This window comes from Actimicrobium sp. CCI2.3 (genome assembly GCF_035019065.1).
Taxonomy (GTDB): domain Bacteria; phylum Pseudomonadota; class Gammaproteobacteria; order Burkholderiales; family Burkholderiaceae_D; genus Actimicrobium.
In genome coordinates, this window is sequence record NZ_JASJWR010000023.1 from 18,247 (window position 1) to 44,260 (window position 26,014).

Below are 26,014 nucleotides of genomic sequence, written 5' to 3' on the forward strand. Positions count from 1 at the left end.
ATGAATCCGGGCTTAGTGGGACGACATGCCGAAGGGTGTGCTGTCCGTCGATTGCGCCGGCAATCGAGGCGACACGCCTGGCTGGATCGGTATGCGCTGAGGAGCTGGTGGTGGCTGCGGTGGCGCGGGTTCGTTCACGGATACCGGGACAATGGGCAATCCTGGCTCTACGACTCTGCCCTGCGCTGGCAAGCGAATCGTCGCTGGCGTCTCCAGATAGGGCTGCTTGCCGAGGTTATTTTTTAGCTCGCCAGTGGTGCGCTCGATGCGTTCGACCAAGGCCGGACTGCGGCTATCGACCAGAGTCGGCGTGACGAAGACAACCAGTTCGGTTTCCTTGTTTTCAAAACGCTTGGACCGGAACAAGGCACCTAGCACCGGCATGTCGCCGAGCAAGGGCACCTTGTCGATGCTGGTGCTGTTATCGGACTGCAACATGCCGGCCAGCACAATGGTGTCGCCAGCGACGACATTGAATTCGGTCTTGGTCTTGCGCGTCTGCAGCCCCGGACCGGCAACGGTACTGATTGATGCATCAATCTTGCTGACTTCGGCATCGATGGTGGCGCGAATGACGCCGTTGCGGTCAACCTTGGGCAGGATGTCGAGCTTGATGCCGTAGGGTTTGAACTGCACGGTCACCCCATTGATCGTCGCCACCGAATACGGAAATTCACCACCGGCGAGGAAACTGGCTTTGGTCCCGCTGCGCGCCGACAACTGCGGTTGGGCCAGCAAGCTGGCCTTGCCTTGTTGCGCCAGCAAATTGAGTTGCGCGTTCAGACCGAGATTGAGCGCACTGAGGACGTTGAGTCCGCCCGGCACCATCAGTGGCATACCGCTGCCTTCCGGCGACGAGATCGGCGCTCTGTTCGCACTCTCGATGTTGATCTGGTAAGGACCGTCGGTACCGCGCCGTCCCGGCGACCAGATCGCGCCTATCGCTGCCCCGCCGACACTGCCCCACTTGAGACCGATGTCCCGCAATTCGCTGGTCGGAAATTCGACGACCTTCACATCCTGCATCACCATCGGCTCCCATCCGAGCTGGTTGGTGAAGTTGATGATTTGCGGATAGCGCTTTTCAAGCATGTCGATTTTTGCCAGCTCGACATCGGACAGGTTGTCGCCCTCGATGATGACCTTGTCACCGATGATCGATGTGCGGGTGCCGGGCATCGTCTTGAGGAAGGCGGTCACTTCACGGGCAATACGCGTGGTGTCGCCCGGCACGATGCTGACCTTGACGCGCTGGTAGCGACCATCGGCATTCCAGACGAATAGCGACGAGGTACCGACGCCGTTGGCGAAGACGATCACTTCCTTTTCATCGAGTGCGGCGGCCGACATGATCTGGCCGTTACCAACGGCAATCCGTGCCACTCCGGGAGTCGGGAAGACCCGCGACTCGCCGACGAACAGTTCGATTTCCGGGATCAGGCTCTGATCGTTTTGCGGCATAATCGGTGCATACGGTTTTGTCACCGCTGACGGGCGGCGCACGGTGGGCTTGAGCTGCACGGCGTAACCGTTGCGTGGCACCGCCGCTGATGCGACGTTCGTAGCTAGCGCCGATGACGTCGTCCCATCAGGCGGCGTGCTGTCGGAGGCCGCCGTCGCCGGTACAGGATTCGGTGCCGTCGAGGGAATCGCTGGCACCGATGCCACGGACTCCGCGACCGCGCGGCTCGATGGTGCAACGGCTGTAGTCGGCACGACAGGCGTGAGCGGAACCACCCCTTGCGCATGAACCTGAAGCAACGTCAGGCCCGCACACAGGCTGAACCCGCCAGCGACGATGCGCCAGCGAGAAAACGTCACGATGTCGTGACCGGCACAAGAAGGCGACGATGCGGGGGAAAAGCGAACAGGTAACGCGCGCAGCGCGTCCCGGCCCGTGTGGAGGGAACTGGTCATGGCAGGGGATTTTTATTTGATGTGAAGACCGTCGGAAAACTGGGCTCGCAGGATGGTCGGCATGGTCAGGGGTGCGCGGGTGGCGCAATGGTCCGCGTCGCTGATGCTGCTGGTGCCGGGACTACTGGTGCAGCTGACATCGATGATGACTGCTTCATTTTCTGCAGCGTATCGAGGCCAGCCTGCATCGGATCAGCCAGCGGATTGATTTCGGCAACGGATTGCCCGCCCAACTTCAGCGATTCAGGGGCCAGCTTTCCGCCACCGCCGTACAACACGGGAATCGTGCGGTCCGGACGGAATCGCTCGGGCTGCAAACCGAGCAGCGCGGCAAGGTCGCCACGGGTGCCCGCCATCGGCGCGTGATCGGCAGGATTGCGCAGCAAGGCAGTGAGCTTGCCCGCTTCGCGCGCGACGATGACGTTTTGTGCCTGCTCGGGTGTGGTGTCGAGCGTCACGGTACTGAATTGGCGACGCTCGCCGGTACGCGGATCGTCGACCGCGCGCTGGCCGGTGGCCATCACCTGGACTGCTTGCAAGAGCGGGAACGTGATCTTTTTACCGCCGTGGTCGACCGAGACGATCAGGTCGATGCTGTCGCCGGGTTCGAGCAACCCGGAAATCGAGTTGATTTCATCGACCGGCACCGTCATCGCCCGATGACCGGCATCGACACGCGCCGAAAACGTCGGCACTTTTTTGCCTTCCATCAGTCCCCACATGACCGATTCGCCAGACTTGAGACCATAGGCAATCGGCTGGCCGTCGATACGGGGAAACTGCTCCGGCAGCACCGAGGCAGAATGGGCAAATTCCCGGGGTACCTGACGGACGGCGACGTTATCGGCGCTGAGCACGGTGCCCTTGCTCAGATCGCCCTTGGCGACGACAACCGGCACCGTCGGCCCCTTGCCGCGCGCTTCGATGCTGGCAATCTGATCACTCAAAAAACTGCGTGCCAGCAATGCTGCGCCGACGCCGATGGTCAGGGCGACGCCGAGGACTAGCCAGGTTTTTTCGGGTCTGGCGTTGCCGAAGGAAGGGAATTTCATGGTTGGGCAGAGGGAGATTGGATAATCAATTTCGGAAAGACTGCTAACGATATAAATATATAAATGACTAGTTGCGAACTACATCGTTGTCGTAAGCAGACAGCCCTTTTTTCTTTCTCCCCTGCTCGTAGGACGCGTCAGCAGCTGTTTGTGCGTCCTTGATCGCATCAGTGGCAGACTTCCCAGATAGCTCCTGCGCAATGCCCGCAGTCTGACTCCGGATCGTCTGCCCGAAGAACTGGTAAACCGCAATCGCAGCAACGGCTACAAGCGCAACGATCACAATGTACTCAGTCATTCCCTGGCCAGTTGCACGGTGGATGACGGGGGTGTGGTGGTGTTTCATCGGGTGACTCCTGACTAGTTGGATTAACAAGGAAAGATGTCAATTTACCCAACTTCCCGGACCCGCCATCAGGTAATTTTTTTTGTAGTTGTGTAGTTGCTCATGGCGAAATCTGGCAAAAAATGGCGTGAAATGGACGTCTTCCACATCCGCCATTTGCCTCATTGGCGTGCCTGTTCCTCAGAGTCACTCATGACGCAATGCGCGCTCATGGCAACACGCGTCACCTCGCTGCCAGCTGCCCTTCAAACTAAATGGGCGTTTCCATGAGCCATTTTCATAAGTCAAAGAAACTGTTTTCACGGCGACAAATTAATGTTGTAAGCAAGCGATAGTTCGATCAACAACTGGTCATTAGGAGGGAGATAAATCGGCAGGAAAAAAGGAGATGGCAGAACCGCCGCGCCAGGACATGCCCGGCGCAGGTAACGCGGGTATCCGGCGTTGCACCGGCACCCTGTCAAGAACAATTATTTGGCGAACTTGGCGGCGAGCTGGCTCAGCTTTTCAGTGTGCAGGCGGGCTGCTTCGGCGGCCAGTTGCATCGCTTCGGCGGCCAGGCGCGCTTCTGCTTCCTTGGCACGCACGGCCTTGCGCTGGTCCGCTTCTTTCTTGAAGCGTTCCTTGAGCAAGGTGGTCGCGCGCAAACGGTGTTCGTCGGTCAGCGCTTCACCGGGCTTGCCGTCCAGATCGTGACGATGCGTGGCTTTTTCTGCTGACTTCAGATACCGCAATGAGTTGGTATGCTGACCGAGCGCAATGCGCAGGATCTTGCGCGGCAGTTCGGGCTGGAGAGCGATGATCTGCTTGTCGATGCCGATGGCCAGCGGCAAACAATCACGAAAGGCGGGGAAAGTTTGCTGGAGTTCTTTCAGCAGCGCGCGCGCAGCCTGGACGGGATTGGGGACAGGTGTTGGAGAAGTCATTCGGAAAAGTGTATGGAAACAGGATAGAAAAGGAGGTGAGGATAGCACGACGTCCGCGCAGCGGACGCCCGCAACAACACGATTGCTGTCAATGTGCGCCGCCGCCATCCGCAGGCGCTGGCGATTTGGACCGCTTTGTTATCCAGACCAGGCCGATCAGTGCCAGGAACAGGATCGCCGAGATCCAGAAAATATCCGTCGCTGCGAGGGTGCTGGCCTGAACGCTCAGACTGCGTTCGAGGACCGCATACGCACCCTGCTCTGACAATCCCTGCGCGGTCAGACCCTGCACCGCTTGGGCGAAAACCGGACTTTGTGCGCTGCTATGTTCGGCCAGTTGGGCATGGTGTAATGCAGTCCGGCTATCCCAGACCGTCGAGGTGATCGAGGTACCGATGCCGCCAAACATGATCCGCACGAAATTCGATAAGCCAGCGGCAGCCGGAATCTTGTCGGGCGACAGCCCGGACAGGATGATTGAGGTCAGCGGGATAAAGAACATCGCCATTGCTGCGCCCTGAATGAACGTCGGGATGATCAGCGTAATCGGATCAACGTCGACATTGAAGCGCGATCGCATGAAGAACACCAACGCAAAAATCAGGAAACCTGTCGTAGCAACCCATCGTGCATCCACCTTGGGCATGATCTTGCCAATGAAGGGTGACATCAGGATCGCCAGCACACCCACTGGTGCCATCACTTTACCGGCTTCGGTGGCCGTGTAGGACAACTGGGTTTGCAGCCATAGCGGCAGAATGACCAGGCTACCGAAAAACAGTCCGTAGGCCACCGAGATCGCAATCACGCCGCCAGTAAAATTGCGTCCTTTGAACAGCGACAAATCGACCACCGGATGGTCTTCGCCGAGCTCCCAGATGACAAAGTAAATGAACGCCACGACGGCGGTCGCACCAAGCAGCACGATCTCGCCGGAATTGAACCAGTCGAGCTCCTTGCCCTTGTCGAGCATCAGTTGCAGGCTGCCGACCCAGAGCACCAGCAGGAACAGACCCAGCTTGTCGATCGGCAGGCGGCGGATGGCGCTTTCGCGCTTGTGATAAATCGACCAGGTCGCCCAGGCGGCAAATAATCCGATCGGGATGTTGATATAAAAAATCCACGGCCACGTGTAGTTATCGGAAATCCATCCGCCCAGCAGTGGCCCCATGATCGGTGCGACCAGCGTGGTCATCCCCCAGAACGCCAGCGCCATGCCGCTTTTGGCGGGCGGATAGCTCGACAGCAGCAGTGCTTGCGACAGCGGAATCATCGGGCCAGCGACCGCGCCCTGCAATACGCGTGCCGCGATCAGCAGTTCGATGCTCGGTGCCAGCCCGCACAGGATGGAAGCGATCACGAACAACAGGATCGACGTGACAAACAATTTGACCTGACCCACGCGCATCGTCAGCCAGCCGGTGAGCGGAACCGAGATGGCATTGGCCACCGCGAACGAGGTGATGACCCAGGTGCCCTGTTGCGGCGAGACGCCGAGGTCGCCCGAGATGGCCGGAATGGACACGTTGGCGATCGACGAATCGAGCACATTCATGAATACCGCCAGCGACAAGGCGATGGTGCCGACCACAAGCTGACTGCCTTGCAGCGGCGGTAATGACGGTCGTGCAGGTGCGTTCATGGTCGCCATCAGGATGTCCGGTTACATAAGATCATGGCGCTGCTCAGCGAGAAGCAGGTAGGACTTTTTCGGGGGCGCGCTTGTCGGCAGCTTTGTCGGCAACTTTGTCAGCACTGTTTTCCGCGATGATGCGACTGATCAGCAGGTGCCCATCGCTGCCAGCCTTGTCGAAGGCGGCCGTCTGATAAACCGGCTCGGTGCGCGTGGCCGCTGCCGAGGTCAGCGACGTTCCGGCATGATCGGCAATATCGACCTCGACCTGCATCGAGAGGCCGAGTCGTAGCGGCCGCTCTGCCAGCTCAGCGGGATCAAGCGAAATACGAACCGGGATACGCTGGACGATCTTGATCCAGTTACCACTGGCATTTTGCGCCGGCAACAACGCAAAGGCCGAACCGGTGCCGGCCGACAGACCAACGACCTTGCCGTGGTAGTTGAATTTTGATCCGTACACATCCGAATGCAGTGTGACCGGTTGGCCGATGCGCATTCTGGCGATCTGGACTTCCTTGAAATTGGCATCGATCCACAGGCTGTCCAGCGGCACGATCGACAGCAGCGGCATGCCGGCGGCAACGCGCTGACCGACTTGCACCGAGCGTTTTGCAATGTAGCCGGTAATCGGTGCCGGCAACGACGTACGTGCCACGGCCAGATACGCGGACTGCACCTGCGCTGCCGCACGCAGTACGGTCGGATGTTGCGCGACCGAGGTGTGGTCGGTCAGAACACGGTTCGAGGCGAGCTGTTCGCGCGCGGCGACGGCGGCAGACTCGGCGCTTTGCAACGCGGTGCGGGCATGAGCGAGTTCTTCTTTCGAGACGGCACCAGAGGCGATCAGTTCCTGCCGCCGTGCCAGGTCAGTGCGGGCCCGTTCAAGCTCGCTGTTACGCGATGTGATGTTGGCATTGAGCGCGCCATTGTTGACGAAGAGCGTGCGGACTTCGCGCACCGCTTGCGCCAGCTGTGCCGTGGCCTGATCCAGCGCGACGTTGGCGTCAGACGGATCGAGCAGTACCAGCGCGCTGCCGGCTTCGACCCGCTGGGTGTCGTCGGCATTGATGGCGACGACGGTGCCGCCGATCTGCGGCGTGACCTGCACCACGTTGCCAGCCACATAGGCGTCATCCGTACTCTCGAAATGACTCGCAAAAATCAGCCACCAGATGCCATAAGCAATGAGCAGCAGGATCAGTACGCCGGTCGTGACCAGCAACAGAAAACGGCGCTTGCCGCGCGGCGGTGCGGCAACAACAGGAGCGGCAGGTGGATTGGTGACAGGTGTATTCATGATGCCGCTTTGACGGTAGGTGAAATTTCGGAAGACGGTGAAACGGGCACGGCCAACCCGCTGGCGGTGGCATCAAAGCCACCCCCGAGCGCTTTGATCAGACTGACGCGCAGATCGCTCAGGCGCACACTGGCATCGAGCTCGGTGCGGCGTTGTTGCAGCAAGGCGGCTTCGGAAGCCAATACCTGCAACTGGTTGGCGGTACCAACCCGCTGGCGCTGTTCGGACAGTTGCAGCACCGTGCTGGCGGCTTGCACTGCCAGGCGCTGGTGCTCTTGCTGTTGTGCCGCGCTGCGCAGCGACTGAACCTGGTCAGCCACGTCATGCAGGGCATCGGTCAGCGTCTGGTTGTAAGTGGCGACGGCGCTGTCGTAACCGGCCACCTTGCCCTTGAGACGCGCGCGCAGCGCACCGCCTTCAAAAATCGGCAGACGGATGGCCGGACCGATGCCGGCGATAGCGCTGCCGCTGTTGATGAGGTTAGGCAAGCCAAGGCTGGACAAGCCGGCAAAAGCAGCCAGATTGATGTTCGGATAAAAATCGATCCGGGCCGACTCGATCTCGCCCTGCAATGCTTCAACATGCCAGCGTGCGGCCACGATGTCGGCGCGACGACCGAGCAGGGCAAGCGGCAATGCATCCGGCAGCGGCAGTGCGGCCAGCGGTGCCACCTCCGGCAGGGCAATCGACAAACCACGATCCGGCCCCTGTCCCAGCAAGGCGGCTAGCTGGTTGCGGCTTAGCGCCAGCGCTTCCTGCCATTGGGCTTGCTCGGTCCGCAGGTTTTGCAACTGGAGTTGCGCCATCTGGTTATCGCTCTGGTTATCGAGACCGGCGGCGATACGACGTGCCGTCAAGTCATTGAGCTGGAGGCGCACGGCCTGTTGCCGCGCAATCAGCGCGAGTTGCTGCACCTGGCGATGCATCTGCATCCAGCTGTGCGCCACCGCACTGGCCAGCATCAGGCGCGCGCTGTATTGCTCGGCTTCGACAGCCTTTCCCTGCGCCAGCACGGCACGTAACTCGGCAGCATGGCGGCCCCAAAAATCGAGGTCATATGAAACGCTCAGCGCCAGCTGGTTGTCGGAGCGCATTGCCCCCGCCAGCGGCGGCGGAATGATGCCATTTTCGGTATAGCGCTGATACGTGCTGGTAAAACTGCCGCCGACCGTTGGCCCGGCGGCAGCACGCGTGGCGTCCGCCAGCGCTTGCGCAGCAGCAATCCGGGCGGCACTCATTTGCAAGGTTGGATTGGTCGCCAGCGCTTCATCGACGAGCAACTGCAAGGCGGGGCCGCCAAGACTGGTCGGCCAGTCGATCGCCGGCCATTGTCCGCCCTGCCCCGGCAACGTGATGCGACTGGCGAGATCCTCAGGAGAGCGGGTTTGTGCCGTACTGCGAATATCACCAGAACTGACACAGGCGGACAATCCTGCAGCAAGCAGGCCCACGCTGAGCAGCGTCCTGGCAAAGTCCAGCAAGGTAGAAGGAACACGGGGAACAATGGGCATCATGGCAATTTTATTGTTTGATCAGGCAAATTATTATTCAGCGATTTTATGGCCAGGAATGCTATCTGGACGACTCCGCAGCTTCGCCGTTGAGCAATACCCGACGTAACAGCGAACGCAAAAAACCCATCTCTTCACTACTCAGACCGGCAAAGTTGCGTTCGCGGGCCGCCAGATAAATGGCGGGCAGTTGTTGCGCCAGCGCGCTACCTTCACTAGTCAGTTGCAGCATCAATGTCCGGCGATCGGCACCGTTGGACAGACGAATGACCAGTGCTCGTTTCACCAGCCGATCAACCATCCGCGTCATGGCAGCTGCGTCGATATACAACTCGCGAGCCAGTTGCGACGCGGTGTCAAAGTGTCCGGACATCAACATGAGCAAGATACTGCCCTGCGCATGAGTGATGCCATGCGACGTCAGCGCGTCGTCGAGCGATTTGGCGAGTTGCGCTCGCGTGCGACCGAGCAGATAGCCAATGCTTTCTTCGACAATGTACGGTGCAGGAATGGATGCGGTAGACACGTTAATTAATGGCAATTAGTTGACTGAGCAAGAATATACGCGAGTTCTGCTGACTGCGTATCCAGGGTACAAAAACGGAAATCCTGTGCTTGAACTACAGGAATCAGGCCATCCAACAATAAAAATCCATGAACTGCATACCGGATATGCCATTTTCGCCAGGTTAATGACCTCACGCGAGGTACCGGAAACAGGAATGACGTCCTTTTGATTCAGTCACAGGCACACGACCTGAAACCGTTCGTCAAATTATCAAGATGACTTTGGTTAATATGATTACACTACTCCTTTGATTAACCCGGTCAGTCACTCAATGCCAACCACCGACGTATGTACGACCCGCCATGCAGCAAAAATCCTCGGTATCTCGGTGACCTCGGTACAGCAACTGGTTGAATCCGGTGCCTTGTCCGCATGGAAAACGACAGGTGGACACAGGCGCATACCGCTCGATGCGGTGAATGCGTACAAGCGCTCCCGCGCTACCGCGAACGGCGGCGCTGGCGATATCGATGGTCAGGCATCCGGCCACGTGACGAAAACCTCGATTCTGATTGTTCAGGACGAACAGCAAAAACGCACGTTTTATGAAGAGCAAATTGCATCCTGGAACCTCAACACCAGCACGGCATTTTGTAGCAATGGCTATCAGGCGCTCATCGAGATCGCCAAACACAAACCCGATATCTTGCTGGCCGACATGGCCATGGACACGATTGCCGGCAATGAACTGATCAATGCGATCCTGACCTACCCTGACCTGTCAGACATGCACATGGCTGTGCTCTCAAGCACGGAACGGGATTCGCAGACCTTGTCCGACGACTTGACGGATGGTGTGGTGTTTTTCAGCAATCCGGTGAATCTGGATGAGTTGCGTGGCTACCTGCGCGGATGCTGTGCAGGGCAAGAACGCGCGCGGCGCACTGCTGGTAAATAAGCACCGGAGACGGACGCACTTACCGTAGCGCGTTAGTCCTGTTCAAGCCAAGCCCGGTTTTCTTCCATCTCGCCCAGGCTGCAATGAGTCGGTCAGTGGCAGTCCTGGACAGGGTGCGCCCATGCCGGGCGCACCCAAAAAAAAGGACTTGAGCGCGAAGCCAAGTCCTCTATTTCAAATCTGATTCTGGTGGGCGGTGCGGGTTTCGAACCTGCGACCCCTGCCGTGTGAAGGCAGTGCTCTACCCCTGAGCTAACCGCCCTGTGCGGGTCGAATTATTACACGAATGGCCGGTAAAAAACACCCTTCGCCTGCAATCAATTTTCCACCATGCGCCAGATTGACGTGCCCCGCATTTCCTTGTCGAGCGCCGTCAATGCCAACTCGTGTTCGGCCAGTTCATCCGCACTAGCTGGCAGCACCAGAATGCTGGCCAACGGCACCAACTCCACCTGCGCGCCTTGCTGATCGGCTTGCGCGTCATCCTCCAAATCCATACTGAGGCTGTTCTGACCGCGCGTCATGGCCAGGTAGACCTCTGCCAGCAATTCGGCATCCAGTAACGCGCCGTGCAATGTACGGTGTGCATTCGATACGCCATACCGGTCGCAGAGTGAGTCGAGCGAATTGCGCTTTCCGGGATGCAGCTCCTTGGCCTGCACCAGCGTATCGATGACGCCGCTGACCTGGGCATTGAAGAGGGGGAGATCGAGCCGCTTGAATTCCGCATCGAGAAAACCGACGTCAAACGGTGCATTGTGAATGATGACCTCGGCACCGCTGATGTAGTCACGCAGTTCGGCAACAATAGCGGCGAACTTGGGTTTGTCACGCAGGAAGTCGGTCGTCAATCCGTGCACGGCCAGCGCACCTTCTTCGGAATCGCGCTCCGGATCGAGATAACAATGAAAATTCTTGCCCGTCAGCCGGCGATTCATCAGTTCGACGCAGCCGATTTCAATGATGCGGTCGCCGGAACGGGGATTGAGGCCGGTGGTCTCGGTATCTAAAACAATTTGTCGCATGAAGATAGTGTCCTGAATAATTAGCTGCAGAGTGCTGCCCGGTTAGCGGATCGAATCGACACCGCGATTGGCCAGTACGTCAGCGCGCTCGTTGCCGACATGTCCGGAATGGCCACGCACCCAGCGCCATTGAATCTGGTGCATTTGCTGCGCCTGGTCGAGCGCTTGCCACAAGTCGACATTTTTGACGGGTTCACGCGCGGCGGTTTTCCAGCCGCGTTTTTTCCAGCCATGAATCCATTCGCTGATCCCCTTTTGCACGTACTGGCTATCGGTATGCACGATCACGTCGCAGGGACGTCGCAGCGCCGTCAGTGCTTCGATGACCGCTTTTAATTCCATCCTGTTATTGGTGGTGTCGCGCTCGCCGCCAAACAATTCTTTTTCATTGCTGCCGGCAACCAGCCAGGCTCCCCAGCCACCGCGGCCAGGATTGCCCTTGCAGGCACCATCCGTATATATTTCAACTTTTTCCATGATCACTTTGATTGTGTGTTTTGTTGGTGGCAGGCACCGTGCGGGCCGATCGGGCGCTTGGTTGCCGCCACGCCGGACCGATCAGCCGCATGCCTTTGACCCGCTTGATCGCGTGCACGACATAGACGGCACCAAAATACGGCCACCAGCGCTGGCCGATTTTTTCCATGAAAGAAAAACGCTCCAGCCATTTTTCGGAACGACATGGTGGGGCATAACAGCCGAAATGGCCGTGCCCGACCTCCATGTTGAGCAGTTCGAGCCAGTCTTTCAGGCGAGGCATGCTGATAAATTCGCCGTCACGCGGCAAGAAAGCCGATCCACTCAGACGTCCGGCCAGTTGCCGCGCACCCCACATGCTGGCCGAATTGAAGCCGCAAATAATCAACTGACCTTCTGGCCGCAACACCCTTTCAACTTCGCGCAATACCTGATGGGGCTCGCGAGAAAATTCCAGGACGTGCGGCAGCACTACCAGGTCCAGGCTTTGTGACGCAAAGGGCAATTCGGCCAGGTCATGAGCAATCGCTACAGCAGGTCGGACACCGGATGCAGGATCACCGTGTGCATCGGCTAGCCACTTGTTGGGCATGCGGTTGGCAGCAAGCGCATTAATTTGTGGCATGCCGATCTGCATGGCATTGAAGCCAAAAATATCGGCGGTCAATGTGTCCAGGCAACGCTGCTCCCAGGCCAGCACATAAGCCCCTGGTGCGCTATCGAGCCAGGGGCCGAGCGCTATAATAGATTTTTCTGAAAGGCGATGATCCATGGCGACGTTACAAGTTTTGACGATTCCTGCGTTTGATGACAATTATCTGTGGCTCATTCATGACGGCGTGCATGCCGCCGTGGTTGACCCGGGCGATGCCCGACCAGTCCTGGCGGCACTGGCACTCCACCAGTTGACGCTGACCGCTATTCTACTGACTCACCACCATGCTGACCATGTTGGCGGCGTGCCCGAACTGTTAAAGCACGCCAGCGTGCCGGTTTATGGCCCCCGGAACGAATCCATTGCGACCGTGACTCACCCGCTGGCGCAGGGTGACACCGTCGTACTCCCCGAACTGCAATGGCAGCTCGATGTGCTCGATGTTCCCGGCCATACGAGCGGCCATATCGCCTACTACGCGGCAATCGAAGAATGGCTGTTTTGCGGCGACACGCTGTTTGCCGGTGGCTGCGGAAGACTGTTCGAAGGAACACCCGAACAAATGGACGCTTCCCTGCAGAAGCTCGCCGCCCTGCCCGGCCAGACCAGCGTCTTTTGTGCTCACGAATACACGATGGCCAATTTACGCTTTGCGCAAGCCGTTGAGCCCGGCAACATGGCATTGCAGCAGCGCATTGTGCGCGAGCAAGACAAACGCGATCGCCACGTGCCGACCGTGCCCTCAACCATTGCGCTGGAGCGCGAAACCAATCCGTTCCTCAGATGGCGTGGTGCCGAAATCAGTCACAGCCTGCAACAGGCTGGCAAGCTCGGCGACGATGCGGGCATTGCCGGCTTTGCCGCGCTGCGCGCCTGGAAAAACAGTTATCGCTGATCTGGCACAAGCCGTTGTCGCCCCTAATCTGTAACGATGGTTGACGACCCAAATAGCCATTACGTACACTGGCTACTTGAGTCGGCATTTCGGCTGCATCGAGTCCCAAAAAAAACAAGGAAAGACCCATGCAGCAAAAACACCTTTACACCCTTGCCCTCACCGTATTCCTGCTAGCGGCAGCGCCGTTTTCAAGCCACGCCAACGACCTCAGCATCTCTCCTACCATCAACACTTATGACCCGAGTGACCCTGCCACCCAGGTGCTGGCGATGGAAGAGCTTGATGTGTGGGGACGCATCCGTAACGGCTTCGGCATCCCCGACCTGGATAATCCGCTCGTAGCAAGCCAGACCAACTGGTACAGCGCTCGCCCCGAATACATCCAGCGCACCACGCTGCGGGCTTCACGCTATCTGTTCCATGTCTTGCAGGAACTCGAAAAGCGCGACATGCCAACCGAACTCGCCTTGCTGCCGTTCATTGAGTCGGCCTTCAACCCGGAGGCCTACTCGTCAGCCAAGGCATCCGGCATGTGGCAGTTCATTCCGTCAACCGGACTCGACTTCAATCTGAAGCAGAACATGTTCAAGGATGAACGGCGCGATGTGCTCGCCTCGACCGATGCTGCACTGACCTATTTGCAAAAGCTGCATGGCATGTTCGGCGACTGGCAACTGGCGCTGGCAGCCTACAACTGGGGCGAAGGATCGGTACAGCGTGCCATCAAGAAAAATGAAGCGGCCGGTTTGCCGACCGATTTCAATAGCCTGTCGGCACTGATGCCCGCCGAGACCCGCAATTACGTCCCCAAGCTTCAAGCGGTCAAGAACATCATTGCCACCCCGGAGGCGTTTGGCATCACCCTGCCAAAGGCAGAGAATCAACCTTATTTCGTCACCATCGGCAAAACGCGCGATATCGATCTGAAAGTCGCGGCACAGTTAGCAGAATTAACGCTCGACGAATTCAAGGCACTCAATCCGCAATTCAACCGGCCTGTCATCACCGGGAGCACCAGCACCAAAATACTGCTGCCCCAGCAAAACGCCGAGCGCTTCAAGACCAATCTGGCGCAATGGAATCGCCCACTGTCCTCCTGGATGGCCCACACGGTCACGAAGCGCGAACGCATCGAAGCCATTGCCACGCTGTTTGATACAGAGCCGCAATTGCTGCGCGATGTCAATCACATCCCGCCCAATATGCGTTTGAAGGCCGGTTCGACGATCCTGGTCCCGAAGACGGCAAAGGCCGCCGAAACCGACATCACTGCCGAAGTCGCTGATAACGCGGTCATGTCGGTGGAGCCCGACGTTCCGGATTTCCGCCGTGTCGCCGTGCGTGTCGGCAAACACGACAACCTCGCATCGATCGCACAGCGCTACAAGGTCACCGTGGCGCAAGTCAAAAGCTGGAACGACTTGCAGCGCGACAATCTCCGAAGCGGCCAAACGCTGCAGGTTCAAATTCCGTTTCAAGCCCGTGCCAGAACCGCGCGCAGCACGGCGCGTGCAACCGCATCCCGACAACATCCGAAGGTCGCCAGGTCTGATAAAAAAGTGCGGAGCGGACCGATGCTTGTCTCGGCGCGCTGAACGAGCAACCGGTCCGGTTGCGGGCTTGCCCCAAGCGCGGCAAGCCCCTACAATCTCGGACGATCTGCCTGCATAGGCTACGACCCATCTCATTATCCCGATCGACAACCGCACTGACGCTGGCCTTCTTCACAGGATGCTCGCGCATGCACTGTGATCCCACCAGGAGTTCTGCATGGCTTTTTTGCAAGGCAAAAAAATCCTCATCACCGGCCTGCTATCGAATCGTTCGATCGCTTATGGCATCGCCACCGCCTGCAAACGTGAAGGTGCCGAACTGGCATTCACCTATGTCGGAGAACGATTCAAGGAACGGACCATCGAGTTTGCACGCGAGTTCGACAGCGAGCTTATTTTTGATTGCGACGTCGGCAGCGATGAACAGATAGCGGCATTGTTCGCTGACCTCGCAAAATCATGGGATCAGCTCGACGGTCTGGTCCATGCGATCGGCTTCGCACCGCGCGAGGCCATCGCCGGCGATTTCCTGGAAGGGCTGTCACGGGAAGGCTTCAAGATCGCCCACGACATTTCGTCTTACAGCTTCCCGGCCATGGCCAAGGCGGCCTTACCAATGCTGCGTCCGAATGCGGCATTGCTGACGCTGACCTATCTCGGCGCGATGCGCTCCCTGCCAAACTACAACACGATGGGCTTGGCCAAAGCATCGCTTGAAGCCAGCGTGCGCTACATGGCGGAGTCGCTGGGTCCGAAGGGCGTGCGCGTGAACGGCATTTCAGCGGGACCGATCAAGACACTGGCCGCCAGTGGCATCAAGGATTTCAGCAAGATTCTCAACTTTGTCAAAACCCATTCGCCATTGCGGCGCAATGTCACGCAAGACGACGTCGGCAATGCCGCCGCGTTCCTGCTGTCGGACCTGGCAGCGGGCATCACCGGTGAAATTACTTATGTTGATGGCGGCTTTTCGCATGTCGTGGGTGGTATTGCCGAGTAAACCAGCATGCGGCAAAAATACGGGCAGCCTTACCGATCGAGGCTGTCCGTACTCCCTTGCGTCGAATTCCGAAATTCGCCGCGGTGCAATAAATCATTAGACACACGCCATCGTTCCCCTGTACACTTTGCCTCGTTCATTGCATTCAGCAATATTCACCGTAGCACCGCAAACCCTTCGCATTAACGATAAGCCCCCCGCCTCTTGGTGTTGATATTCAAACACCGTCCCGGCGCAAAGCTTTATGTGCCGAAATTTTCCTGAGTTTTCTAGCCGTTGTTATTTGGTTGCTACTTGGCTGTTTCGTTGGTTGGCGTTGCATTTTTATTGCGCTTTCGCATGCACTTTACCGAGTGCCGCGCAGCGCTGAGTTCACGAAAGATAAAAAATGACTTTTGAAGCCCTTGGCCTCCACACGTCCGTAATTAAAGCACTAACCGAATCCGGCTATATCAAGCCAACAAGCGTCCAGGAGCAAGCTATTCCTGCCGCCATCGAAGGCCGCGATCTGCTGGTTTCCTCGCAGACCGGTTCCGGCAAGACTGCAGCATTCATGCTGCCTGCATTGCACAAATTTGCTACCGCCGCCGATCTGCAACTGGCCGACAGTAGCAAAACCCCGAATCAAGAAAAACAATCCGCTCTGGCCCGTGGCGAGCGTCCGCGTTTCAAGGCTGCCCAGCCTAAAATGCTGGTCCTGACCCCAACTCGCGAACTCGCTTTGCAAGTAACGACCGCGACCGACAAGTACGGTTCACAGATGCGTCGCATCAAGGCCGTATCGATCCTGGGCGGCATGCCTTACCCTAAGCAGATGCAATTGCTGGCAAAAAATCCGGAAATCCTGGTTGCCACGCCAGGTCGTCTGATCGACCACATGGAGTCCGGCAAGATCGATTTCTCGCAACTCGAAATTCTGGTTCTCGATGAAGCAGACCGCATGCTGGACATGGGCTTCATTGACGATATCGAAAAAATCGTCGCTGCCACACCGGAATCACGCCAGACCATGCTGTTCTCGGCAACGCTTGACGGCGTCGTTGGCAACATGGCCAAGCGCATCACCAAGAACCCGATGATCATCCAGATCGCCGGTTCGGCAACCAAGCATGAAAACATCAGCCAGCGCGTGCACTTCGTCGACGATCTGTCGCACAAGAATCGCCTGCTTGATCACCTGCTGCGCGACGAAACGATGGACCAGGCTGTTGTGTTCACCGCAACCAAGCGTGACGCTGACACCATTGCAGACCGTTTGAACATCGCCGGTTTCGCTGCTGCTGCACTGCATGGCGACATGCATCAGGGTGCGCGTAACCGTACCCTCGATGGCATGCGTCGCGGTCAAGTTCGCGTACTGGTTGCCACCGACGTCGCTGCCCGCGGTATCGATGTGCCAGCAATCACGCACGTATTCAACTACGATCTGCCAAAATTCCCTGAAGACTACGTCCACCGTATCGGTCGTACAGGTCGCGCCGGTCGTAACGGTGTTGCTGTCTCACTGGTCAACCATGCCGAAGGCATCAATGTCAAACGCATTGAGCGCTTCACCAAGCAGCTGATTCCCGTGGAAGTCATCGAAGGCTTCGAGCCTAAGAAAACAGCGTCGGCTCCACGCGCCGGTCAAAAGCCAGGCGGCTGGAAACCAGGCGACAACCGTAGTGCGGCCAAGCCAGGGCAGCGCACGTTCAGCAAGCCATCGGCACCACGCAAAGATGGCAGCAGCTTCAGCAAGGGTCCACGCACCGGCGACGCCGGCGGCGCAGCCCGTCGTCCATACGGCGATCGTTAATCGATCACTGCAAGGATTCCCGGGGCAACCCGGGAGCACATAAAAAAACCCGCGACGCCTCGGCAGTCGCGGGTTTTTTATTACCTGTCAGATCGCGCAAGTACGAAACCCGACAAACATGTCGCTACGTTGCGGCAAATAGAAATTGCGGTAATGCACTGAGCGCAGCCGACCCGGTGTCGCGAACGAGGCACCCCGCACCGACTGATGCGAATCAAACCATGGTGCCGAATATTCCTGATAGCCATCGGCCGAAAATTCCGCATAAGGCGTGAACGGCGAGCAAGTCCATTCCCACAGGTCACCCCAGTGGAAACCGGGTTGACCGGAACTGGCAGCGCCTTCCCACTCCGCTTCGGTTGGCAGTCGGCGGCCTGCCCACACGCAATACGCTTGCGCCTCAAACAGGCTGACATGCCGTACCGGTTCGTTCATCGGCAGCATCAGCATGTCGCCAAAGCGACGGCAACGCCATTGCCGTCCATCGCGCACCCAATCCAGCGGTGCCGAACGCTCTTGCTGCATCAACCAGTCCCTGCCACCGGCGGTCCAGTACTGCGGCTTCTGATAGCCGCCATCAATAATGAATTCACTGAATTGCGCGTAACTGACTAGCGTCGCATCCATGCTGTATGCATCGAGCTGGCATCCATGCTGCCATTTTTCGTTATCAAACACGAAGCCGTGACCGGCACTGCTTCCCAGTTGAACCGTCCCTCCCGGAAAGCGGATTTCGCGCTGCACCGCGCCAGGTGTCTGCGGCAGGGCTAACGCATCCGACAGCGCGACGCCCAATGTGTTGAGCGTTGCCAGTAATGCTTCGCCATGCATGTCTTCATGCGCTAATGCCAGCCGGTATGGATAGAGCGCAGCGTCGTCGGAGTCGGCACGCGACAGTTTGTCGATACTCCGGTCAAGCACTTCATGGCAGTAGGTTTTGAGTGCTCCGGTACTCGGCAAGCCCAGTGTCCAGCGTGCCCGGTGCGGCACCGTGTTGGAGTCGAACCAGTCATCTCCCTTGGTCAGCAACGACGTTCGCAGCGCCGAATCAGGCGCACTGGTCTGCGCGCCCCGCAGCAAATACCATTCGGCGAACCAGGCCAGATGACCGAGTTCCCACAAAGGCGGATTAAGGATGGACAACCTGGGTACGTTCACTGGATCATCCAGCCCGACCGACTGAAAACAGTCGAACAGGGCCAGCGTATAATTTCTGGCCTGGTACAAGGCATCAGCAAGATCGCCGGGTGCCAACTGGCGAAAAGAAGCAACAGCAGCATTCATGGTTAATCATCAACTTCAAAAAAATCAGGTTCACAGGAAAGGTGTCTTGGCTAAACCACTCGTACTCATTATCAGTCCCGCGCTGGCAAAAGCCAATAATGGCAACTGGCAGACTGCCGCGCGCTGGTCACGCTTCCTGCGCGACCGCCATACCGTCATTTGTGCGGCAAGCGACTCCGGACTGAGCGCCACGTTGCAACCGGATGTCCTCATTGCGCTGCATGCGCGCCGTTCGGCAGAAGCCCTGCTGGAATTCGAGCACCGCTGCCCTTCCATTCTGGTGCTTACCGGCACCGATCTCTATCGTGACATCCGCACTGACCCGGTCGCACAGCATTCATTGGTCATTGCCACGCGTCTGGTGGTGCTGCAAGCTGCCGGCCTCGATGAACTTCCCGTGCCACTGCTTGAAAAAACCCGCGTCATCCACCAGTCGGCACGCACGCTGAAAGCCATCAAGCGTCATCGTGCTGCGCTCAAGGTCATCATGATAGGCCACCTGCGCGCCGAAAAAGATCCGGCCACGTTTTTGCGCGCCTGCATGGATCTGGAGCACGAGGACATCGACTTCCTGCATGTTGGCGGTGCACTCGATGCATCAATGGAAATGCTGGCCAGATCGACCGCCGAACGGCAGCCACGCTACCGCTGGATTGGCAACCAGCCCCATGCAGCCACCCGCCAGCGGCTTAAAAACAGCGATCTGATGGTCATCAGCTCGATCATGGAAGGCGGTGCCAATGTCATCATCGAAGCCATTACCAGCGGCGTGGCCGTCATTGCCAGCGATATCTCAGGCAATCGTGGCTTGCTCGGCGACGACTATGCGGGCTACTTTCCGGTTGGTGATGCTACCGCACTGTCAGCATTGATGCGGCGGTGCGCAAGCGACCCTCTTTTCCTCGCCCACTTGCAGGCACAATGCAACCTGCGCCGTCCTCTGTTTGCACCGGAGCGCGAATGCGCAGCGGTGCGGCAGTTGGTGGATAATTGCCTGCACATTTACGGTCAGGCACCACGCTGCCCTCCTACTCCTACTCCCGCCCTCGAAGGATTTCCATGAACACTCCCATCAATGCGCCTGTTAGTGCGACTATTAGTGCGCCCGTCAAACTCACCTCTTTTTCCCATGGTGGCGGTTGCGGCTGCAAGATCGCACCGGGAGTACTGGCACAAATCCTGAAAAATTCAACCGGTTTTCCGGTGCCAAAAGAACTCCTGGTCGGAATCGAGACCGCCGACGATGCCGCGGTCTATCAGCTCAATGACGAGCAAGCACTGATTGCCACGACCGACTTCTTCATGCCGATCGTCGATGATCCGTTTGACTTCGGCCGCATTGCCGCGACCAATGCCATTTCGGACGTCTATGCAATGGGCGGTACGCCGATCATGGCGCTGGCGCTGGTCGGCATGCCGATCAACAAATTGCCGGTCGAGGTCATCGGCCAGATCATCAAGGGTGGCGAGACAATCTGCGCGGAAGCTGGCATTCCGATTGCCGGCGGACACACGATCGACTCGGTCGAACCGATCTATGGCCTGGTCGTGCTGGGTCTGATTCACCCCTCCAAGGTCAAGCGCAATGCGGATGCGAAAGTGGGCGACCAGCTCATCCTTGGCAAACCGATCGGCGTCGGGATTCTGTCGGCTGCATTGAAAAAGGAAGTCCTCGACGCCGAAGGTTACAAGGCAATGATCGAGAACGCGACCAAGCTCAACAAGCCAGGTAAAGCCTTGTCCGAACTGCCGGGTGTCCACGCCCTGACCGATGTGACCGGTTTCGGCCTGCTCGGCCATACGCTGGAACTGGCACGGGGTGCCAAGCTGACGGCGCAACTCCGGATGAAACAGATACCGCTGTTGCCCAACGTACAGGCACTGGCCGAGGCGGGTTGCGTGACCGGGGCATCCGGACGCAACTGGGATGGTTACGGCATGGACGTGGTGCTCGATGCCTCGATCACGATGACGCAACAAATGCTGCTGACTGATCCGCAAACATCGGGCGGCTTGCTGGTGTCCTGTGACGCCGGCAGCGTCGATGCCGTTCTGGAGATTTTTCGCCAGGGTGGATTTGAACACGCCGCCGTCATCGGAGAAATGATCAGCGGTACGGGTTGCGTCAACGTCTCGCAGTAATTTTTCGCAGCTCCTGGCCAGTGCGCTCACCGCACTGGCCAGGTGCAGGGCGGTTACTCGTCCTTGGCACCGTCGATACCCAGTTCCTGTATCTTGCGCGTGATTGTATTGCGTCCAATTCCAAGACGAATCGCTGCATCGTTTTTACGACCGTGCGTGTGCTTGAGCGCAGTCTTGATCAATGCGGACTCGAACAGTCGGCCTAACGCATCCATCACTTCGGGCTGACCGGCAGCCAGCATTCTGGCCGCTTCTGCTTCCAGCAAATCCACCCAGGTTTCACTATCGACAGCCGCGACAACCGGCATACTGGCAGCGGTCGGCACGGTCGCGTGTCCGGACAATTCCGGTGGCGCGGGAGTCGTTGCCACACTCGATTGCGGAGTCGCAATCGCAGCAAAACTTCCACCGTCAATCAGGTCACGCGGTAAATCCTTGACCTCGACACTTTGTCCGGGTGCCATCACCGTAATCCAGTTGCAGAGGTTTTCGAGCTGACGCACATTCCCGGGCAAATCCAGTCCCGTCAGAAACTGCATCGCCCCATCGGTCATCCGCTTGGGATCCCCACCGAGCTGCTTGGCGCTCTGCGCGAGGAAATAACGGGTCAGGATAGGGATATCCTCACGCCGTTCACGCAGGCTTGGCAAGCGCAGACGGATGACATTGAGACGGTGATAAAGATCTTCGCGAAACAGTCCTTCACGCACACGCTGCTCAAGATTCTGATGCGTCGCGGCGATCACGCGCACGTTGGCTTTCATTGGCTGATGACCACCCACACGATAAAAATGGCCATCGGACAGCACACGCAACAAGCGCGTCTGCAAGTCGAACGGCATGTCACCGATCTCATCGAGAAACAAGGTGCCGTTTTCGGCTTGTTCAAAGCGGCCACGCCGGCTGGCCTGGGCACCGGTAAAGGCACCGCGTTCGTGACCAAACAATTCGGACTCGAGCAAGTCCTTGGGAATTGCCGCCGTATTCAAGGCAATAAAAGGTTGCGACGCACGTGGACTGTGCTTGTGCAAGGCCCGTGCAACCAGTTCCTTGCCGGTACCCGATTCTCCGGTAATGAGCACGGTCACATTCGATTGCGACAAGCGACCGATCGCGCGAAACACATCCTGCATCGCTGGTGCCTGACCGAGTATCTCCGGCGTTTCTGCGGGCGCTTGCTCAACGCTGGCTTCACGCAAGCTTTCATCAAGGGCACGCCGAATTAACTCGACGGCTTTTTCGAGATCAAATGGTTTGGCCAGATATTCAAAAGCGCCGCCCTGAAATGCGGCAACAGCAGAATCCAGATCCGAAAAGGCGGTGATGATAATCACCGGCAGACCAGGATGCTTGGTCTTGACTGTCTGCAGCAATTCGAGGCCAGAACCGCCAGGCATCCGGATGTCAGACACCAAGACTTGCGGCGTATCGTGCTGCAACGCATCGTTGGCATCGCGTGCGTTGGAAAAACTACGGGTCGCCAGATTTTCACGCGCCAGTGCTTTTTCAAGCACCCATCGTATTGATTCGTCGTCGTCTACAATCCAGATTGGTTTCATGATTTCTTTGGTGTCCACGTCAAGTAGCCGCACCCTCAGTGCTGGCTACGATCCGTACCCTGGGTCTCAAGGTAGCGGTATCAATATCCTGAAATCCGTGCATCCCGGCCGACTTTCGCATTCGATCACACCGGAATGCTGCTGAATGAAAGTCTGGGCCAGTGTCAACCCTAATCCGCTACCGCCCTCTCTGCCTGACACCAGCGGAAAGAAAATACGGTCGCGAATCTCGGTCGGGATGCCGGGGCCATTGTCGAGGATATGCAAGTCTAGTGCCAGCCGATAGCGCACCTTCGCCAGCGTCACTTGCCGCGCCACGCGCGTCTGCAATGTCAGCACTGCATCGCCCTGCCGAATCCGTTCGGACAGCGCATACGAGGCATTGTGGGCGATGTTCAGGACCACCTGGATCAGCTGCTCCTTGTCTCCGCGAAAATCCGGTAACGACAGGTCGTAGTCACGCCGAATTTCCAGGCCACTCGGAAACTCGGCCAGGATCAGGCTCCGTACGCGTTCGCAGACTTCATGGATATTGACATCACCGACGATGTGCGGACGCCGGTGTGGTGCCAGCAAGCGGTCAACCAGTGTCTGCAACCGGTCGGCTTCCTTGATGATGACTTGCGTATATTCGCGCAATTCTTTCAGGTGCCGCTCCGGCAACTCGAGTTCGAGCAATTGGGCCGCGCCACGAATGCCGCCCAGCGGATTCTTGATTTCGTGCGCGAGGTTGCGGATTAGCTCCTTGTTGGCCAGGCTCTGATCCAGTAGTCGCTCTTCGCGGTCAAGCTTGAGTTGCTGGACGTTTTCACGCATCTCGATGAGGACCGGTGAATCGGGATTGTCCAGTGCGGTGACCACCACATGGACCTGTAATGATTCTCGCCCGATGCGTTGCAGCGTCAGGTCTTGCCGCTTTTCGGCGAACTCATGGGCAACCGCTTGCCTGAACACGGTTTCAAGTTTGTCGCCGTTGACGAACAGCTCAAACAACAGATGCTGCTCCAACAAGCGAAAGGAGCTTTCCAGCATATTTTCAGCAGCGGCATTGGCGTAAGAAATACGCCCTTCGGCATCGAGAATGACAACAGCCGAGGCGAGCAAGTCGAGACCTGCAACAGAACTAAAGGGAATTTTCACGATGATCCAGACAGGCAGGCCACGTTACGCAGCCTGGTTGATACACGCTACGGCATCACTTGAGATTGCCGAGCTCGCGTTTGAGGGCTTCGATATTTTTTTCGGTGCGGCCGATTTCTTCCTTCATGCCAGCCACGCGTGCCAGATACTTGGCGTAATTGCTTTCGTCACCCAGGCGTTCTGGCTCGCCGCCGCTATAGTCTTTCTTCAGTACGGTCAGTTTGCCTTCTTCAGACTTCAGTTCATCAAGCAGTATCTGACGGCGATCACTATCGCGCGCTTTCTGGGTTCCGCTATCTATTTTCGGAAAATCGCCCGAGTCGCTCCTGGCGGTCGCGCCGGAAACAGCCACAGGCGCACGCTTCGGTGTCGCAATGATCGTCATGCCTGGCAATTCGATTTTTTTGCAGCCTCTGGTGATGCCGGTGTTCTTGTATTCCTTGTTGCCACGCTCGTCGACACACAGGAATACCTCACTCTGTGCCTGCGCCTGATGCATGCACAGCGAAAAAAGGATGAGGCTTAAGACAGGGAGTTTCATAAATTTCATTTGAGGAACTGATGACACGGACTCTCAGTTTAGGACAAGAGGCTGACCAATACAAACGATGTTCGAGACACCACGCCGGCATACGACACAGACACCGTAAAAGTAAAGATGGGCGAGAATATCTCGCCCATCTTTGTACTGCACGTCAGCCAGTCAACGTATTACATCGAATAGTACATATCGAATTCGACCGGATGCGTCGTCATGCGGAAGCGTGTGACTTCCTGCATTTTCAATTCGATGTAGGCATCGATCATGCTGTCGCTGAAGACGCCACCGCGCGTGAGGAATTCACGGTCGCTGTTGAGGTTCTCGAGTGCTTGCTCAAGCGATGAGCAGACTGTCGGGATCAATGCGTCTTCTTCTGGCGGCAAGTGATACAAATCTTTCGAGGCAGCTTCGCCTGGATGGATCTTGTTTTGCACGCCATCCAGACCGGCCATCATCAGCGCGGAGAAGCACAGGTACGGATTGGCCAGAGGGTCCGGGAACCGTGTTTCGATGCGACGGCCTTTAGGATTCGGCACATGCGGAATACGGATCGAGGCCGAACGGTTGCGGGCCGAATAAGCCAGCTTGACCGGTGCTTCAAAACCAGGCACGAGACGCTTGTACGAATTCGTACCTGGGTTGGTGATCGCATTGAGCGCCCGGGCGTGCTTGATGATGCCGCCGATGTAATACAACGCAAACTCGGAAAGCCCGGCATAACCATCACCAGCGAACAGGTTCTTGCCATCTTTCCAGATCGATTGATGGACGTGCATCCCCGAGCCATTGTCACCAACGATAGGCTTAGGCATGAAGGTTGCCGTCTTGCCGTAGGTGTGGGCAACATTCCAGACTACGTATTTCAGGTTCTGGGTCCAGTCAGCGCGCTCGACGAGTGTCGAGAAACGGGTGCCGAGTTCATTTTGTCCTGCACCAGCGACTTCGTGGTGATGCACTTCAACCGGGATACCCATGCCTTCGAGGATCAGCGACATTTCCGAACGCATGTCTTGCATGCTGTCGACCGGAGGAACCGGAAAGTAACCGCCTTTGACTGCTGGACGATGGCCCGTGTTGCCGCCTTCAAACTTTTCGCCCGAGCTCCATGATGCTTCTTCAGAATCGATCTTGACGAAGCAACCGTCCATGCCGATCTTCCAGCGCACGCTGTCAAAGATGAAGAATTCTGGCTCAGGACCGAAATAGGCGGTGTCGCCGAGGCCGGAGGATTTCAGATAGGCTTCAGCGCGCTTGGCGATCGAGCGCGGATCACGGTCGTAACCCTTGCCATCCGATGGCTCGATGACATCGCACTGCATGAACATCGTTGTTTCTTCCATGAATGGATCGATGTTTGCGGTATTAGGATCCGGCATCAGGATCATGTCCGAGGACTCGATACCTTTCCAGCCAGCGATGGAGGAGCCGTCAAATGCATGCCCCGACTCAAACTTGTCCATATCAAAATGGGAAACCGGAACCGTTACGTGCTGTTCTTTGCCGCGCGTATCGGCGAAGCGGAAGTCAACGAATTTAACTTCGTTGTCTTTGGCCATTTTCAGTACTTCTGCTGCCGTCATTGCCATGCGTATCTCCTCTGATAGATCAATAAATTCAAAAATATGCGAGATGGTCGTGAACCGAATGATTGCATGCGAAAGTAGTCAACAGCAAGCTACGAACGTCCCAAAACTCAGCGTGAAATAATAGCAGATTCCGTAGCAGGTTCCATGCCACCGCGAGTACGAATTACGTCCCACCTGATTCTGGCAGAACCCGGCAAGATGAGGAGGC

The 26,014-nt window shown here is 57.5% G+C and carries 23 protein-coding genes and 1 tRNA gene; 7 read left to right on the forward strand and 17 right to left on the reverse strand.

The window, feature by feature from the left end; genetic code table 11:
* Nucleotides 1-12 precede the first annotated feature (12 nt).
* The 8 genes from QN370_RS13500 to QN370_RS13535 all read right to left on the reverse strand — a co-directional run bounded on the left by QN370_RS13500 (nt 13) and on the right by QN370_RS13535 (nt 9,211).
* Nucleotides 13-1,917, reverse strand: a complete 1,905-nt coding sequence (locus tag QN370_RS13500) for a type II and III secretion system protein family protein (RefSeq protein ID WP_322128198.1) — start codon at nt 1,915-1,917, stop codon at nt 13-15.
* Between the two features lie 65 nt (nt 1,918-1,982).
* A complete protein-coding gene (gene cpaB, locus QN370_RS13505; RefSeq protein ID WP_322128199.1) occupies nt 1,983-2,969 on the reverse strand; it encodes a Flp pilus assembly protein CpaB in 987 nt (328 codons plus the stop codon).
* 67 nt (nt 2,970-3,036) lie between these two features.
* Nucleotides 3,037-3,315 (reverse strand): hypothetical protein, encoded by a 279-nt coding sequence (locus tag QN370_RS13510; RefSeq protein ID WP_322128200.1) that lies wholly within the window; start codon nt 3,313-3,315, stop codon nt 3,037-3,039.
* 470 nt (nt 3,316-3,785) lie between these two features.
* Nucleotides 3,786-4,241 carry a ProQ/FinO family protein gene (locus QN370_RS13515; RefSeq protein WP_322128201.1) on the reverse strand — a complete coding sequence of 152 codons (456 nt, stop codon included), beginning with the start codon at nt 4,239-4,241 and terminating at the stop codon, nt 3,786-3,788.
* Nucleotides 4,242-4,329: 88 nt separating this feature from the next.
* A complete protein-coding gene (locus tag QN370_RS13520; protein ID WP_416172179.1) occupies nt 4,330-5,883 on the reverse strand; it encodes a DHA2 family efflux MFS transporter permease subunit in 1,554 nt (517 codons plus the stop codon).
* A gap of 43 nt (nt 5,884-5,926) precedes the next feature.
* Nucleotides 5,927-7,174, reverse strand: a complete 1,248-nt coding sequence (locus QN370_RS13525) for an HlyD family efflux transporter periplasmic adaptor subunit (protein ID WP_322128203.1) — start codon at nt 7,172-7,174, stop codon at nt 5,927-5,929.
* The gene (locus tag QN370_RS13530; RefSeq protein ID WP_322128204.1) at nt 7,171-8,688 is read right to left on the reverse strand and encodes an efflux transporter outer membrane subunit; all 1,518 of its coding nucleotides are present in this window, start codon (nt 8,686-8,688) and stop codon (nt 7,171-7,173) included. The genes QN370_RS13525 and QN370_RS13530 overlap by 4 nt, the downstream gene beginning before the upstream one ends.
* Before the next feature lie 58 nt (nt 8,689-8,746).
* A complete protein-coding gene (locus tag QN370_RS13535; protein WP_322128205.1) occupies nt 8,747-9,211 on the reverse strand; it encodes a MarR family transcriptional regulator in 465 nt (154 codons plus the stop codon).
* A 313-nt stretch (nt 9,212-9,524) separates the two neighbouring features.
* Here QN370_RS13535 and QN370_RS13540 point away from each other — a divergent pair, with 313 nt between their 5' ends.
* Complete coding sequence (locus QN370_RS13540; RefSeq protein ID WP_322128206.1) at nt 9,525-10,151, forward strand: excisionase family DNA-binding protein; 627 nt, start codon at nt 9,525-9,527, stop codon at nt 10,149-10,151.
* A 187-nt stretch (nt 10,152-10,338) separates the two neighbouring features.
* Here QN370_RS13540 and QN370_RS13545 read toward each other — a convergent pair.
* The 4 genes from QN370_RS13545 to QN370_RS13560 form a co-directional block, all read right to left on the reverse strand.
* A tRNA-Val gene (locus QN370_RS13545) sits at nt 10,339-10,413 on the reverse strand.
* A gap of 55 nt (nt 10,414-10,468) precedes the next feature.
* Nucleotides 10,469-11,176, reverse strand: a complete 708-nt coding sequence (gene dnaQ, locus QN370_RS13550) for a DNA polymerase III subunit epsilon (RefSeq protein ID WP_322128207.1) — start codon at nt 11,174-11,176, stop codon at nt 10,469-10,471.
* Between the two features lie 42 nt (nt 11,177-11,218).
* Entirely contained in the window at nt 11,219-11,653 is a 435-nt protein-coding gene (gene rnhA, locus QN370_RS13555) for a ribonuclease HI (RefSeq protein WP_322128208.1), read from the reverse strand.
* Nucleotides 11,640-12,425 (reverse strand): class I SAM-dependent methyltransferase, encoded by a 786-nt coding sequence (locus QN370_RS13560; protein ID WP_322128209.1) that lies wholly within the window; start codon nt 12,423-12,425, stop codon nt 11,640-11,642. The genes rnhA and QN370_RS13560 overlap by 14 nt, the downstream gene beginning before the upstream one ends.
* Between QN370_RS13560 and gloB the strand changes: the two genes are divergently transcribed.
* From gloB to QN370_RS13580, 4 genes are all read left to right on the forward strand, one after another.
* Nucleotides 12,424-13,203, forward strand: coding sequence for a hydroxyacylglutathione hydrolase (gloB, locus tag QN370_RS13565; protein ID WP_322128210.1), 780 nt, complete (start codon nt 12,424-12,426; stop codon nt 13,201-13,203). The two genes, QN370_RS13560 and gloB, sit on opposite strands and share 2 nt — an antisense overlap.
* Nucleotides 13,204-13,331: 128 nt before the next feature.
* Nucleotides 13,332-14,801 (forward strand): transglycosylase SLT domain-containing protein, encoded by a 1,470-nt coding sequence (locus QN370_RS13570; RefSeq protein WP_322128211.1) that lies wholly within the window; start codon nt 13,332-13,334, stop codon nt 14,799-14,801.
* A gap of 175 nt (nt 14,802-14,976) precedes the next feature.
* A complete protein-coding gene (fabI, locus tag QN370_RS13575) occupies nt 14,977-15,759 on the forward strand; it encodes an enoyl-ACP reductase FabI (RefSeq protein WP_322128212.1) in 783 nt (260 codons plus the stop codon).
* Nucleotides 15,760-16,147: 388 nt separating this feature from the next.
* Nucleotides 16,148-17,554, forward strand: coding sequence for a DEAD/DEAH box helicase (locus QN370_RS13580; RefSeq protein ID WP_322128213.1), 1,407 nt, complete (start codon nt 16,148-16,150; stop codon nt 17,552-17,554).
* 87 nt (nt 17,555-17,641) lie between these two features.
* Here QN370_RS13580 and senA read toward each other — a convergent pair whose 3' ends face one another.
* The gene (senA, locus tag QN370_RS13585) at nt 17,642-18,838 is read right to left on the reverse strand and encodes a selenoneine synthase SenA (RefSeq protein WP_322128214.1); all 1,197 of its coding nucleotides are present in this window, start codon (nt 18,836-18,838) and stop codon (nt 17,642-17,644) included.
* Nucleotides 18,839-18,884: 46 nt separating this feature from the next.
* Here senA and senB point away from each other — a divergent pair, with 46 nt between their 5' ends.
* Both senB and selD read left to right on the forward strand, forming a co-directional pair.
* Nucleotides 18,885-19,901, forward strand: a complete 1,017-nt coding sequence (senB, locus tag QN370_RS13590; protein WP_322128215.1) for a selenoneine biosynthesis selenosugar synthase SenB — start codon at nt 18,885-18,887, stop codon at nt 19,899-19,901.
* Nucleotides 19,898-20,980: a selenide, water dikinase SelD gene (gene selD, locus QN370_RS13595; protein ID WP_322128216.1), complete on the forward strand. Its 1,083-nt coding sequence runs from the start codon at nt 19,898-19,900 to the stop codon at nt 20,978-20,980. Before senB ends, selD begins: the two co-directional genes overlap by 4 nt.
* Nucleotides 20,981-21,033: 53 nt before the next feature.
* On the opposite strand, the gene ntrC is transcribed toward selD, so the two are convergent.
* The 4 genes from ntrC to glnA all read right to left on the reverse strand — a co-directional run bounded on the left by ntrC (nt 21,034) and on the right by glnA (nt 25,806).
* Nucleotides 21,034-22,539 carry a nitrogen regulation protein NR(I) gene (ntrC, locus tag QN370_RS13600; RefSeq protein ID WP_322128217.1) on the reverse strand — a complete coding sequence of 502 codons (1,506 nt, stop codon included), beginning with the start codon at nt 22,537-22,539 and terminating at the stop codon, nt 21,034-21,036.
* A gap of 66 nt (nt 22,540-22,605) precedes the next feature.
* A complete protein-coding gene (gene glnL / locus QN370_RS13605) occupies nt 22,606-23,679 on the reverse strand; it encodes a nitrogen regulation protein NR(II) (protein ID WP_322128218.1) in 1,074 nt (357 codons plus the stop codon).
* A gap of 55 nt (nt 23,680-23,734) precedes the next feature.
* Nucleotides 23,735-24,220: a DUF4124 domain-containing protein gene (locus QN370_RS13610; RefSeq protein WP_322128219.1), complete on the reverse strand. Its 486-nt coding sequence runs from the start codon at nt 24,218-24,220 to the stop codon at nt 23,735-23,737.
* Between the two features lie 170 nt (nt 24,221-24,390).
* Nucleotides 24,391-25,806 (reverse strand): type I glutamate--ammonia ligase, encoded by a 1,416-nt coding sequence (gene glnA, locus QN370_RS13615; protein WP_322128220.1) that lies wholly within the window; start codon nt 25,804-25,806, stop codon nt 24,391-24,393.
* Nucleotides 25,807-26,014 lie beyond the last annotated feature (208 nt).

Coding starts and splice junctions, on each gene's coding strand:
- QN370_RS13500 (WP_322128198.1), bottom strand. CDS start 1,917: ATGACCAGTTCCCTCCACACGGGCCGGGACGCGCTGCGCGCGTTACCT.
- cpaB (WP_322128199.1), bottom strand. CDS start 2,969: ATGAAATTCCCTTCCTTCGGCAACGCCAGACCCGAAAAAACCTGGCTA.
- QN370_RS13510 (WP_322128200.1), bottom strand. CDS start 3,315: ATGAAACACCACCACACCCCCGTCATCCACCGTGCAACTGGCCAGGGA.
- QN370_RS13515 (WP_322128201.1), bottom strand. CDS start 4,241: ATGACTTCTCCAACACCTGTCCCCAATCCCGTCCAGGCTGCGCGCGCG.
- QN370_RS13520 (WP_416172179.1), bottom strand. CDS start 5,883: ATGAACGCACCTGCACGACCGTCATTACCGCCGCTGCAAGGCAGTCAG.
- QN370_RS13525 (WP_322128203.1), bottom strand. CDS start 7,174: ATGAATACACCTGTCACCAATCCACCTGCCGCTCCTGTTGTTGCCGCA.
- QN370_RS13530 (WP_322128204.1), bottom strand. CDS start 8,688: ATGATGCCCATTGTTCCCCGTGTTCCTTCTACCTTGCTGGACTTTGCC.
- QN370_RS13540 (WP_322128206.1), top strand. CDS start 9,525: ATGCCAACCACCGACGTATGTACGACCCGCCATGCAGCAAAAATCCTC.
- dnaQ (WP_322128207.1), bottom strand. CDS start 11,176: ATGCGACAAATTGTTTTAGATACCGAGACCACCGGCCTCAATCCCCGT.
- rnhA (WP_322128208.1), bottom strand. CDS start 11,653: ATGGAAAAAGTTGAAATATATACGGATGGTGCCTGCAAGGGCAATCCT.
- gloB (WP_322128210.1), top strand. CDS start 12,424: ATGGCGACGTTACAAGTTTTGACGATTCCTGCGTTTGATGACAATTAT.
- QN370_RS13560 (WP_322128209.1), bottom strand. CDS start 12,425: ATGGATCATCGCCTTTCAGAAAAATCTATTATAGCGCTCGGCCCCTGG.
- QN370_RS13570 (WP_322128211.1), top strand. CDS start 13,332: ATGCAGCAAAAACACCTTTACACCCTTGCCCTCACCGTATTCCTGCTA.
- fabI (WP_322128212.1), top strand. CDS start 14,977: ATGGCTTTTTTGCAAGGCAAAAAAATCCTCATCACCGGCCTGCTATCG.
- QN370_RS13580 (WP_322128213.1), top strand. CDS start 16,148: ATGACTTTTGAAGCCCTTGGCCTCCACACGTCCGTAATTAAAGCACTA.
- senA (WP_322128214.1), bottom strand. CDS start 18,838: ATGAATGCTGCTGTTGCTTCTTTTCGCCAGTTGGCACCCGGCGATCTT.
- selD (WP_322128216.1), top strand. CDS start 19,898: ATGAACACTCCCATCAATGCGCCTGTTAGTGCGACTATTAGTGCGCCC.
- ntrC (WP_322128217.1), bottom strand. CDS start 22,539: ATGAAACCAATCTGGATTGTAGACGACGACGAATCAATACGATGGGTG.
- QN370_RS13610 (WP_322128219.1), bottom strand. CDS start 24,220: ATGAAACTCCCTGTCTTAAGCCTCATCCTTTTTTCGCTGTGCATGCAT.
- glnA (WP_322128220.1), bottom strand. CDS start 25,806: ATGGCAATGACGGCAGCAGAAGTACTGAAAATGGCCAAAGACAACGAA.